Genomic DNA, 12,327 nt, shown 5'->3' with positions numbered 1-12,327 from the left:
TGGTCCAGTCGATAGCGTCAGGTCTTTCCATCCGGATCGGCGCCGCTTTCCAGCGACTTGCCCTCGCCGTTTTCGATCTGGATTTCGCTGCGGGCCTGCTCCCAGTATTCGTCTGGTGTGCCTTTGGGATCAGGTGCGTTTTCCCAGAGATGATAGGCGCGTGTCCGAATCCGCTCTTCGATTGAAGTGTTGTCCATGACGTGACCTCCGTTGGTTCGCGAGAGGCCATGCCAGCACGGCATGCACTCGTCGCATTTCAAACGTTTCGTTTCGACCAGGTCATTAGAGCAATCGGCATGCCGCGATGTACGCGCCGTAAAAACGTGGATATGACGTGCAAAAAGCGCGTCGAAAAACAAAAACCCCGTAAGTCCGAGAACTTACGGGGTTTCGCCGCCATCGCTGGCGGAGACGGAGGGATTCGAACCCTCGATCCAGGTTTTGGCCCAGATGCTCCCTTAGCAGGGGAGTGCCTTCGACCTCTCGGCCACGTCTCCCAAACTTTCGCTCGCGCAGGGAGTCAGCGCGACGAAGCCAAGATAATAGCGGGTTCACGGAACGTGGTCAATTTCTAAGACACATTTTTTGTGCCAGTTCGTCATTGACGCGTGAATTCAACTCAAACTCACTCACGCTCATGCACCCGCCATGCATTCGCAGACGATGCAGCGAGCCCTCGATGAATCCTCACATCGAGCTCGCCGCAAATATTCACGCCTGATCGAGTTCGAATGCCTTATGCAGCGCGCGCACGGCGAGCTCCATGTACTTCTCGTCGATGAGCACCGAGATCTTGATTTCCGACGTCGAAATCATCTGGATGTTGATGCCCTCTTCCGACAGCGTGCGGAACATCGTGCTCGCGATACCGACATGGGAACGCATGCCGACGCCAACCACCGAGACTTTCGACACCTTCGGATCGCCCAGCACCTGCTCGGCGTTCACATGACCCTTCACCTGGCCCGTGAGAATGTCCATTGCGCGCTGATAGTCGCCGCGACCCACTGTGAACGTGAACGCCGTCTTGCCTTCAACGCTCTGGTTCTGGATGATCATGTCGACGTCGATATTCGCGTCCGCCACCGGGCCGAGGATCTGATACGCGATGCCCGGCTTGTCCGGAACACCCATCACGGCGATACGTGCTTCGTCGCGCTGGAACGCGATTCCCGAGATGACTGCTTTTTCCATGGTCTCGTCTTCTTCAAAAGTAATCAGGGTGCCCGAGCTCATTTCCGCTTCGAGCGGGATCATTGGATCCGTCAGGCTCGACAGCACACGCGTCTTCACCTGATATTTGCCGGCGAATTCCACCGAGCGGATCTGCAGCACCTTCGAGCCGAGGCTGGCCATTTCCAGCATTTCTTCGAACGTCACGCGATCGAGGCGGCGTGCCTCTTCAACCACGCGCGGATCGGTCGTGTAGACGCCGTCGACGTCCGTGTAGATCAGACATTCATCGGCTTTCAGCGCCGCGGCCACTGCAACCGCCGACGTATCCGAACCGCCGCGGCCGAGCGTCGTAATATGACCTTCCGGATCGATACCCTGGAAGCCCGTGATCACGACGACCTTGCCGGCGTCGAGGTCGCGCAGCACGCGCTCGCCGTCGATGTCGCTGATGCGCGCTTTCGTGAACGCGCTATCCGTTTTGACCGGCACTTGCCAGCCGGCGTAGCTGACCGCGTCGACGCCTGCCTCGTGCAGCGCGATCGAAAGAAGACCGACGCTGACCTGCTCGCCGGTGGACGCGATCATGTCGAGTTCACGCGGGCTCGGCTGGGCGGAAAGTTCTTTCGCGAGACCGATCAGACGGTTCGTTTCGCCGGACATCGCCGACGGCACGACGACCATCTTGTGGCCGGCCTTATGCCATTTGGCGACGCGCTTCGCGACGTTCCTGATGCGCTCGACTGAGCCCATCGAAGTGCCGCCGTATTTATGTACGATGAGTGCCATTGTCGTTCTGAACTGAAGTGGTGACCGCGCTGGGCGCGCTGGAGACGACCGCACACGAGGCAACGTTCAGGAATGACGATGAGGTGTGGCGGCGTAGATGCAGCGCGCGTGCAGCACGCGCGGGGTTTGCCCTTTATTTGCCCTTTATTTGCCCGTAACAGACGGTTGCGAGCGGGGTGCGCCTGGCAACCGGTCCGGACATGACCGGGATTACGATAAAAACACGGCACAATCTGGCCGGGCAAACATGTAAACCTACCCGATCGGGCACAAAAAGACAAGCCAAAATCCCGTAATGGGAAGGCCCAAACGGTTGTGCACAAAGGATTTGCGCGCTATTTCAGGGCAGTCGCGGGGCTTGCGAACGCCCGCTCAGGCGACCAGCAGGTCCGGACGCCAGTCGAGACGAAAATGTCGGGACGCGTTGGCGCGCGCCTTGTCCGAAGTGACTGGGGCCGTCTCGCGGTTGACGCCGAGCAACGGCACAAAGAGCAGATCGTCACCACTGAAAACAAGTGGCACATCGCGCTTCCATGCCGGTACACCGCGCTCCTGAAAGACATTTTTCAGTGTTCGGCTCGGCCCGTACGCATCGATACGCATGCGCTCGCCACCGCTGCGCGCGCGTGCTGCCAGCGGCGCACGCGTGAGCGTGGATTCAGAAATGGCGTCAGGATCATCCGCCTCTACTTCGGCGAACACGAACGTGCCGCGCCATTGGGGCAGACGCCAGATCGACTCGCCACGCCACGTGAGTTCGCTGGCAGGCCGCGCGTCAAGCACGGTTTCATCGGCCGGATCGGCGCTGTCGCCAGCTTCCCAGAAGATTTCGTCGCGATAACTGCGCAGAGACTGGCCCGCGTGATCGACGCGCATGCCGTGATCGTCGCTCACTTCGCGAAGCTGGCGCAGCGCGTCGGTGAGACGCGCCGTCGATGCCGCCGGCAAACCGAGCGTGCGCATCCAGTAGCGCAGGAGATTGAGTGCGCGTTCATCGTCAAGCGCAAGCAATGCGTCGCGTGACAGGGCACGCCCCGCGTCGCGCGCGGCCTGCTGGATATCGATGCGCGCGAGGTCGTCGAGCAGACGCTGCGCGGCTGCGGCATGCGTCGCCGTGCGTGAGAGCGCGTCGCGAAAACCCGGAAAATGGACCGCCAGTTGTGGCAGCACTTCATGACGCAATGCGTTGCGTGCGTAGCGCGTATCCGCGTTCGATTCGTCGTCGATCCAGCTCAGGTCGCGTGCATGCGCATACTGTTCCAGTTGCGCACGCAGCACGTGGAGCAGCGGCCTTGCTCGCACGACCTGCGTACCCGGCGCCAGCCGCTCGGGCGCCATCGCGGCCAGGCCGGCAAGCCCTGCCCCGCGCAGCAGTTGAAGCAGCACCGTCTCAGCCTGATCGTCCGCATGCTGCGCGAGCCACAGCGCGTGAACGCCGTGCTCCCCGCACATCGCATCGAGCGCGCGATAGCGTGCATCGCGCGCGGCGGCTTCGATGCTCACGCCTGCTTCACGCGATACGTCGACATGTCGCGCCTCGAACGCAACGCCCCGCTCGCGCGCGAACGCCTCGCATTGCGCGAGCCATTCGTCCGCGTGCTGGCTCAAGCCGTGGTGAATATGCAGCGCCACACAACGCTTCGCGCCGCCGGTGCGCACGGCCGCATCGAGCAGCGACGTCGAATCGAGTCCGCCGCTGAACGCCACGGCGACACGCGCATCGGAAGGCAGCGACGCAAACGCCGCGCCGACCGCATCGAGAACGAGGCGGTCGGCGGGATTTTCAGTGGGGGAATTCACGGCGGAAAGGCGCGATGCGCCCTTGAGAACGGACGCCGGCTTATGCGCCGGGCGTCGTTTCCTTGAACTTGCCGTACGCCATCAGGCGCTCGAAACGGCGTTGCTTCAGGTCCTGAATGCTCATGCCCTGGAACTGACGCAGCGAATCGGCCAGCGCACGACGCAGCATCGCAGCCATACCCTTCGGATCGCGATGCGCACCGCCGAGCGGCTCGTTGACGATCTTGTCGATGAGACCCAGCGCCTTCAGACGATGCGCGGTCAAACCCAGCGCTTCGGCAGCTTCCGGCGCCTTCGCCGCGCTCTTCCACAGAATCGACGCGCAGCCTTCCGGTGAAATCACCGAATAGGTCGAGAACTGCAGCATCAGCACGCTGTCGCCGACGGCAATCGCGAGCGCGCCGCCCGAACCGCCTTCACCGATGATCGTCGCGATGATCGGCGTCTTCAGTTCGGCCATCACGTACAGATTGCGGCCGATCGCTTCCGACTGGCCGCGCTCTTCCGCGCCGATGCCCGGATAGGCACCCGGCGTATCGATGAACGTGAAAATGGGCAGACCGAATTTCTCGGCGAGGCGCATGAAGCGCTCGGCCTTGCGATAGCCTTCCGGACGCGGCATGCCGAAGTTACGCAGTGCGCGCTCCTTCGTGTCGCGGCCCTTCTGGTGGCCGATCACCATGCACGGCTGGCCATTGAAACGCGCCAGACCGCCGACGATCGACAGGTCGTCCGCATAGTTGCGGTCGCCGTGAAGCTCGTGGAAATCGGTGAAGAGTTCGCTGACGTAATCGAACGTGTACGGACGCTGCGGATGACGCGCGATCTGCGAGACCTGCCATGGGCTCAGGTTCGCATAGAGATCTTTGGTGAGCTGCTGGCTCTTCTTCGACAGCCGCTCGATCTCTTCCGAAATATCGACGGCCGAATCGTCCTGCACGAAGCGCAATTCTTCGATCTTCGCTTCGAGTTCAGCGATCGGCTGTTCGAAATCCAGAAACGTGGTCTTCATTGGTTGTAATCCTTGGACTTACCGGCAGCGCGTATTCTAACCGCGCTCGGCCATGTCAAAACCCTGTCGCAACTATCAATTATAAGATATCGATAGTTGCGAATTGTTACGCTCTTTCTTGATAGTCGACCGGTAACGGATCGAGACTACGCCACATATACCAGGTTGCGACGGTGCGCCACGGCTCCCAGTTTGCCGCGACTTCGCGTGCTTCGCTGCGCGTCACCGGCTCGCCGCTGAAGTAGTTCACGCTGATTGCACGAATCAGGCCGAGGTCGTCGAGTGGCAGGACGTCCGGACGCGACAGGTTGAAGATGAGGAACATCTCTGCCGTCCAGCGTCCGATGCCACGAATCTGCGTCAATTCGGCGATCACGGCTTCGTCTTCCATCGACTCCCACTTGCCGACGTGCAGCGCGCCCGACACAAAGTGTTGCGCCAGATCAAGCACGTACTCGGATTTGCGCTTCGACAGGCCGCACGCCATCAGCTTTTCCTGACCGAGCTTGATGAACTGCTGCGGCACGAGCTTCGGGCACGCCGTCTCGACGCGCTGCCAGACCGCCTGCGCGGCCGCCACGGAAATCTGCTGGCCGACTACCGAACGTGCGAGCGTCACGAACGGATCGCCGCGGCTCAACAGATGCACCGGACCGAACTTCGGAATCAGCTTCTTGAGAATACGATCGCGCTTGACGAGATCGGCGCATGCACGGTCCCAGTACGGTGGACGCGTCACGGCCGGCGCCAGCCCGCCGATCTGCACCGGCACGGCAACTTCGGTCGACGTCGACGCACGGGTTTTGCGCACGACTTCGCCATCATGCAGCGTGTCGCGTGCGAGTTCCTGCACGTCGCCGGCGAGTTCCGGCGGCAACTCGCCATTGCCCCTCACGCGCGACTTGCGCACGGGCTTCGCCACCTTGTGCTGCTTATGCGATGCACCGTTCAGCGCGCGCTTGCCCGCCACCTTCGCGGACAACCCGGTGGACGCCTTCGCCAGCACTTTCGTCGCTGCCGTTCCAACGCTGCCTGCCGCGGTTGCAGCCTTCAGCGAGGGTTTTACGTTACTGCGTGCGCGCGTCGTTTTCACTGCGGCTGTCGCGCTTGCTTGAGACGCGGCTCGTTTAGCCGGCGTCTTCGTGGCCGTTGCCATCCTGCCTCCTGCCTGGCGAGTCGATCAGAGGGATGTTCGGGGCGCGCTCACACGCGGCGCCACTCGGTCAACCCGCCCGGTTTGTCTTCAAGTGCAATACCGGCTTCGAGCAATTCGGCCCGGATCCGGTCTGCTTCGGCATAATCTTTCGCCTGCTTGGCGGCGACCCGTGCTGCGATCTTCGCTTCGATCCCAGCGGCATCGAGTGCGCCTTCGTTCGCAGTGCCCGCAGCCTGCTGCAAATAAGCACGCGGCTCGCGACCGAGGAGGCCCAGCAGACCTCCGAGCGCACGCAATTGTCGTGCGAGCGCCGCGTCGCGGGTACGGTTAACTTCGCTGGCCAGTTCGAACAGCACCGACACCGCGACTGGCGTGTTGAAGTCGTCGTTCATCGCGGTCTGGAAACGTTGCGCGTGCGCTTCGTTCCAGTCGAGCGGAGCATCGTCCGGCGTGACGTCCTTCAATGCGGTGTAGAGACGCGTGAGCGCACTACGTGCATCGTCGATATGCGTATCGCTGTAGTTCAGCGGCGAACGGTAATGCGCGCGCGCGATGAAAAAGCGTACGACTTCGGCATCGTATAGCGCAAGCACTTCGCGGATCGTAAAGAAATTGCCGAGCGACTTCGACATCTTCTCATTGTCGATCTGCACGTAGCCGTTGTGCATCCAGCAATTGACAAACGTTTGCCCTGACGCACCTTCGCTCTGCGCGAGTTCGTTTTCATGGTGCGGAAACTGCAGGTCCTGGCCGCCGCCATGAATGTCGAAATGTTCGCCAAGCAGGCTGCAGCTCATCGCCGAGCATTCAATATGCCAACCGGGCCGGCCGCGACCGTACTTCGAATCCCAGCCGGTATCGGCGGGCTCGTCCGGCTTCGACTGTTTCCACAATACGAAGTCGAGCGGATCCTGCTTCGCGTCGTTCGCCGCGACGCGTTCGCCCGCGCGCAGGTCTTCGATCGACTTGCCCGACAGCTTTCCGTAGTTCGCAAACTTGCGCACTGCGTAGTTCACGTCGCCGTCGGTTGCCTGGTACGCGTAGCCGTTCGCTTCGAGTTTCTCGATCATGCCGAGCATCTGCGGAATGAAATCGGTGGCACGCGGTTCGATATCGGGCCGCGCAATGCCGAGCGCGTCCGCGTCTTCATGCAGCGCGGCGATAAAGCGGTCGGTCAGCGACTTGATTGTCTCGCCGTTTTCGACCGCGCGTCGAATGATCTTGTCATCGATATCGGTGATGTTGCGTACATACGTGACCTGATAACCCAGGGTACGCAACCAGCGCTGGACGATATCGAAGACCACCATCACGCGCGCATGACCGACGTGACAGTAGTCGTAAACGGTCATCCCGCAGACGTACATCCGCACGATGCCCGCTTCACGCGGCACGAAAGATTGCTTGTCACGCGCGAGCGTGTTGTAGATGCGCAGAGGTTCCATAGAGACGATGCGTGGGCCGAAAGAAATCCGCATTGTGTTACGCGCATGCTGCGCCCGCTGCCTCACGACTCAGACGGACACGACAACGACAGCAGGCAGCAAACCGGTGCATTTAATGCTGCGGTCAGGCTGCATTCAAGGCGGAGACGACCACGAGTGGCGAAAAGACAGTCTGTGGTTCGACGGAACGCGCAGACCTTTTGTTAGAATGGGTCGGAGTATAACACCCAGACCTGAGCCTATGAAACCTTCCAGCGGCCGCGCGCGACGCGCTGCGACCCTCGCCGCGACAGCCTTTTGCAGCGTCGCCTTCATGGTATTGGCGGGTCCCGCCGCGCACGCGCAGGTGAAAGCCGTCGCGGACGGCACGCCGCAGATCGACGCGTCGATCGCGCAGAAAGACTGGGCCGGCGCACTGAAGCAGCTCGACGCGCGCATCGCGTCGAACCCGCGTGACGCGCAGGCGAAGTTCAAGCGCGCCACGGTGCTCGCGCGCCTGAACCGCGACGGCGATGCGATCACGGCGTTCACCGAGCTCACGGAAATGTATCCGGAACTGCCCGAGCCGTATAACAACCTCGCCGCGCTGTACGCGAAAGAAGGCCGCTATCCGGAAGCCCGTGCCGCGCTCGAAACCGCAACACGCGTCAATCCGAACTACGGCCTCGCTTACGAAAACCTCGGCGACCTGTACCTGCGGCTCGCCGCCGAATCGTACAGGCGCGCGCAGGGCATCGGTCACGCGAGCAGCACGACGCAGCAGCGTCTCGCCGACATCCAGAAAATCGTTTCGCCGCCGCCCGGCGGCAACAAGCCGGCGCGCAAAAGTGCGGCAGCGGTAGACGACTACACCGCGCGCGCCACGACGAATGTGACGGAGAGCCCGAGCTTCCTGTTCGGCGGCCCGACCGGCTCGCTGGCGGTTCCGCCGTACGTCGCGCCGTCGCAATAGGCGCGCTTTCGCCATCCCGTTTTTTCCACCCTGAGGATTTACATGAAATGGTTGATGCTGGCGCTCGGCAGCGCCGCCCTCATCGCGAACGCACCCGCTTTTGCACAAACGGGTTCACAGGCGCAGGCCGCGCACCCGTCCGTCCTCTTCAAGACATCGGAAGGCGACATTCGCGTCGAGCTGTATCCTGAGAAGGCGCCGAAGACCGTCGCGAACTTCCTCGACTACGTGAAGTCCGGCCAGTACAGCGGCACGATTTTCCATCGCGTGATTCCTGGTTTCATGATCCAGGGCGGCGGCTACACGACGAGCTTCGCCGAAAAGCCCACGCGCGCGCCGATTCCGCTTGAAAGCCGTAACGGCCTGAAGAATGCTGCGGGTACGCTCTCGATGGCGCGCACGAGTGATCCGAATTCGGCGACGGCGCAGTTCTTCATCAACACGGTGGATAACGCCGGCCTCGACTATCCGAATCCGGACGGCAACGGCTACGCCGTGTTCGGCAAGGTCACGTCGGGTATGGACGTCGTGAAGAAGATCGAAGGCACACCGACCACGACGCGCGGCCCGATGGCCGACGTGCCGCAGAAGCAGGTCGTGATCGAGTCGGCGACTGTCGTCAGCAAATAAGCGGGTAACACAGACCCGCTGGAACACCTCCGCGCGGAGCGGCCTGTGCGCCGTCCGCGCCCTCCACTCACCTGTCAGTCAAAGGATCTCATCATGGTCGAACTGCATACGAACCACGGCATCATCAAGATCGAACTGGATGCCGAAAAGGCGCCGAAGTCGGTTGAGAACTTCCTCAACTACGTGAAGGCTGGTCATTACGACAACACGGTGTTCCACCGCGTGATCGATGGCTTCATGATCCAGGGCGGCGGTTTCGAGCCGGGCATGAAGCAGAAGCCGACCGAAGCGCCGATCACGAACGAAGCGAACAACGGTCTGAAGAACGTCAAGGGCTCGGTCGCCATGGCGCGCACGAACGATCCGCACTCGGCTACCGCCCAGTTCTTCATCAACGTGAACGACAATGACTTCCTGAACCACACGTCGCCGACGCCGCAGGGCTGGGGCTACGCGGTGTTCGGCAAGGTGGTCGAAGGTCTCGACGTGCTCGATACCATCCGCAAGGTGAAGACGGGTTCGAAGGGCTTCCATCAGGACGTGCCGGTCGACGACGTGATCATCGAAAAGGCTGTGGTTGCCGAGTAATACCGGCACATCACACAGATGGGAGAGGCGGCCTCAAAGGCTGTCTCTCCCGACATAACGCAGGACATCTCAGGCACCTTCGATGCTGCAAGAAACGCCGCTGCGAAGCGTCGCTGCGGGCGTGCCTGGCGAGGGCAAACGCCCGCACGCCGCGCGCCCGTTTTTTTTCATCTCCGATCTTCATCTGAGTGAGGCGATTCCGCGCACGGTCGCCGCGTTCGAGCATTTCATCCGCGTGACGGCCGACCACGCGGATTCGGTTTTTATTCTCGGCGATCTGTTCGAGTACTGGATCGGCGACGACATGCTCATCGAGCCTGATAGCGATCCTTTCGCCGCACGGATGGCCGCGTTAATGCATACGTTGTCGGAGCGCGGCATCGCGCTCTACATCATGCATGGCAACCGCGATTTTCTGCTTGGCAAGCGCTTCATGAAAGCGGCGGGCGCGATCTGGCTGCCCGATCCGTTTGTGATTACCGCGTTCGGCACGCGCATCGCGCTCGCGCACGGCGACAGATTGTGTACGGCCGATCGCGGCTACCAGCTGTTCCGCCGCTTCGCCCGCAATCGCGCGGCACAGGCGCTGTTTCTCGCGTGGCCGTTCAGCTGGCGTCGAAAGCTCGCGGAACGGATGCGTTCAGCAAGCGAGGCAGGACGTTCGCGGCCCGTCTCGCCGAAATACGACGCGACGCCCAAAGGCGTCGCTGCGCTGTTTCGAAAGACCCGCACGGCAACGATCATTCACGGCCATACGCACCGCCCCGCCACGCACACCGACCCTGGAGGCACGCGCTGGGTTCTGCCCGACTGGGAACTGGATCACGGCCCGCGACGCGGCGGCTATCTGCGCATCGATTCGGAAGGGTTCAAGCTGCTGCCGCTGGATTGACCCAGACGTTGCGTGCACGCGTGCGCACGCACGCAACGCTGGATATCAACTTTGCTCAACCTTCCCTTCGATCGCTGCCGACAGGCGTCGCAGATCGATCAGCGCCGCATCCGCACCGTTCAATGCTTCAAGACTCGCGCCGAGCCGCTCCAGTGCCGCGACGATTTCGTCGATGCGCTGCGTCTGCGTGGCCGCGTGATCGATCAGGCCGTGAATCGCGAGTGAGACGGGGTCGTCCGCATTGGGCGTGATGCCATATGCGCAAAAGGCACTGCGCGCAGATGAAGGCTTCGCTTCGTTCACACTCGCTCTGGACGAAGCAGCCGGCACGATCACGCGCGCCGGATTGCCGACCGCTGTGCCGCCGGCAGGCACCGGTTTGACGACGACCGCATTCGAGCCGATCTTGGCGTCAGCGCCAATCGTGAAGCCGCCAAGCACTTTCGCGCCCGCGCCGACGATCACGCCGCGCTCCAACGTCGGATGCCGCTTCGCGCCGCGCGTGAGCGACGTGCCGCCGAGCGTCACGCCCTGGTAGATCGTGCAGTCGTCGCCGATTTCGGCTGTCTCGCCAACCACGACGCCCATGCCATGGTCGATGAACACGCGCCGGCCGACGGTCGCGCCCGGATGGATTTCGATGCCGGTCAGGAAGCGCGCGACCTGCGAGACGAAGCGCGCGAGCCAGCGGCGCTTCGCCAGCCAGAAGGCGTGCGCGACCCGGTGCAGCACGAGGGCGTGGAGGCCCGGATAACACGTGAGGACTTCCCAGGCGCTGCGGGCGGCGGGATCGCGCTCGCGGATCGTGGCGATGTCTTCGCGAAGTCTTTTGAACATGGCAGTCAGGCTGACGTGGGGGTGAGGCATCGTTACCGGTGGCGGCATTGCCGGCCAACGGGCATTGAGCAGTCGACCATGAATCCAGCCTGACCGCTTTGCTTATGACGTTTTCAGCGATTGTAGGGGGATTGCGCAAACGCTGCTGGAAGCCCGCGTTAGCGGCAAGGTCGTCGGCTCTGGCGATTTTTGCAAAGCGGCGAACGCCGCTTCGAGGCTACTTTCCGGGCGGCTTTACTTTCAGCAGGATGTGTTTGGCGATACCGCGCACGATGTTGACCTCTTCGCGCTCCAGCCCGGAACGGGCGAAGAGCCGCCGCAGACGCGACATGAGCTTCTTCGGATTGACCGGATCGAGAAAGTCGAGCGCGATCAGCGCGTTTTCCAGATGCACGTACATGCGTTCGATTTCGTCGCTGGCCGCGCGCGCCGAAGCGTTCGAATCTGCACCATCCCTTACGCCGCTGTCAGCGGCTTCCAGGTAGGCCATCCGCAATTCGTACGACAGCACCTGAATCGCCTGCGCGAGATTGAGCGAGCTGTACGCGGGGTTGGCCGGAATATGCGCGAGCACGCTGCAGCGCTCGACGTCCTCGTTCGACAGACCCGTGCGCTCGTTACCGAACACGAGCGCGATTTCGCCATGCGCCGCATGCTCGCGCGCCTGCGCCGCGGCCACGCGCGGCGTGAGCTGCGGCGGACCATATTCGCGGGCGCGCGCCGTCAGGGCGATCGACCACTGCACGCCATTCAGCGCGTCGGCGAGCGAGGGCACGACGTGTGCCGATGCGAGCACGTCGTCGGCGCCGCTGGCCATCGCGATCGCTTCCGGGTCGCTCTGCACATGAGCGACGCGTGGCGCAACCAGCACCAGTCGCGAAAACCCCATCGTTTTCACAGCGCGCGCCGCGGCGCCGACGTTGCCAGGATGGCTCGGCTCGACGAGCACGAAGCGCGTCGACGTAAAACCGCCGCGCACAGGCCCGGCGCTATCGGCGGACAGATCGCGGGAAGACGACAACGACGGGTGCTGGATTTCGGCCACGGATGACA

12 protein-coding genes and 1 tRNA gene are annotated in these 12,327 nt (G+C 62.3%); 4 read left to right on the top strand and 9 right to left on the bottom strand.

All coding sequences use genetic code 11. From position 1 onward, the window contains the following. Positions 1–17 precede the first annotated feature (17 nt). The 7 genes from P3T16_RS06530 to cysS all read right to left on the bottom strand — a co-directional run bounded on the left by P3T16_RS06530 (position 18) and on the right by cysS (position 7,375). Positions 18–197, bottom strand: a complete 180-nt coding sequence (locus P3T16_RS06530) for a DUF2934 domain-containing protein (RefSeq protein WP_429257625.1) — start codon at positions 195–197, stop codon at positions 18–20. Between the two features lie 206 nt (positions 198–403). Continuing rightward, positions 404–497 (bottom strand) — tRNA-Ser (locus tag P3T16_RS06525). 214 nt (positions 498–711) lie between these two features. Further along, positions 712–1,962 carry an aspartate kinase gene (locus P3T16_RS06520; protein ID WP_429257626.1) on the bottom strand — a complete coding sequence of 417 codons (1,251 nt, stop codon included), beginning with the start codon at positions 1,960–1,962 and terminating at the stop codon, positions 712–714. Positions 1,963–2,334: 372 nt separating this feature from the next. Continuing rightward, positions 2,335–3,762, bottom strand: coding sequence for a tRNA lysidine(34) synthetase TilS (tilS, locus tag P3T16_RS06515; protein WP_429341614.1), 1,428 nt, complete (start codon positions 3,760–3,762; stop codon positions 2,335–2,337). 40 nt (positions 3,763–3,802) lie between these two features. After that, a complete protein-coding gene (locus P3T16_RS06510; RefSeq protein WP_090530526.1) occupies positions 3,803–4,774 on the bottom strand; it encodes an acetyl-CoA carboxylase carboxyltransferase subunit alpha in 972 nt (323 codons plus the stop codon). Positions 4,775–4,880: 106 nt separating this feature from the next. Next, a complete protein-coding gene (locus P3T16_RS06505; RefSeq protein WP_429341613.1) occupies positions 4,881–5,930 on the bottom strand; it encodes a DNA-3-methyladenine glycosylase family protein in 1,050 nt (349 codons plus the stop codon). Positions 5,931–5,977: 47 nt separating this feature from the next. Then, positions 5,978–7,375, bottom strand: coding sequence for a cysteine--tRNA ligase (gene cysS / locus P3T16_RS06500; protein WP_429341612.1), 1,398 nt, complete (start codon positions 7,373–7,375; stop codon positions 5,978–5,980). 241 nt (positions 7,376–7,616) lie between these two features. On the opposite strand from cysS, the gene P3T16_RS06495 reads away from it, so the two are divergent. The 4 genes from P3T16_RS06495 (at position 7,617) to P3T16_RS06480 (ending at position 10,437) form a co-directional block, all read left to right on the top strand. Continuing rightward, positions 7,617–8,327, top strand: coding sequence for a tetratricopeptide repeat protein (locus tag P3T16_RS06495; protein ID WP_429341611.1), 711 nt, complete (start codon positions 7,617–7,619; stop codon positions 8,325–8,327). A gap of 42 nt (positions 8,328–8,369) precedes the next feature. Further along, a complete protein-coding gene (locus tag P3T16_RS06490; RefSeq protein ID WP_429341610.1) occupies positions 8,370–8,957 on the top strand; it encodes a peptidylprolyl isomerase in 588 nt (195 codons plus the stop codon). Between the two features lie 93 nt (positions 8,958–9,050). After that, on the top strand, positions 9,051–9,545 hold the full coding sequence (locus P3T16_RS06485) for a peptidylprolyl isomerase (RefSeq protein WP_429257632.1): 495 nt from the start codon (positions 9,051–9,053) through the stop codon (positions 9,543–9,545). An 82-nt stretch (positions 9,546–9,627) separates the two neighbouring features. Then, positions 9,628–10,437, top strand: coding sequence for a UDP-2,3-diacylglucosamine diphosphatase (locus P3T16_RS06480; RefSeq protein ID WP_429341609.1), 810 nt, complete (start codon positions 9,628–9,630; stop codon positions 10,435–10,437). A gap of 45 nt (positions 10,438–10,482) precedes the next feature. Here P3T16_RS06480 and cysE read toward each other — a convergent pair whose 3' ends face one another. Continuing rightward, the gene (gene cysE / locus P3T16_RS06475) at positions 10,483–11,274 is read right to left on the bottom strand and encodes a serine O-acetyltransferase (RefSeq protein ID WP_429257634.1); all 792 of its coding nucleotides are present in this window, start codon (positions 11,272–11,274) and stop codon (positions 10,483–10,485) included. A gap of 217 nt (positions 11,275–11,491) precedes the next feature. Then, positions 11,492–12,310, bottom strand: a complete 819-nt coding sequence (locus P3T16_RS06470; RefSeq protein WP_429341727.1) for an RNA methyltransferase — start codon at positions 12,308–12,310, stop codon at positions 11,492–11,494. Positions 12,311–12,327 lie beyond the last annotated feature (17 nt).

The sequence above is a fragment of the Paraburkholderia sp. GAS42 genome, assembly GCF_050436565.1.
Lineage (GTDB): Bacteria > Pseudomonadota > Gammaproteobacteria > Burkholderiales > Burkholderiaceae > Paraburkholderia.
This window is presented reverse-complemented; position numbering and strand designations above follow the sequence as displayed.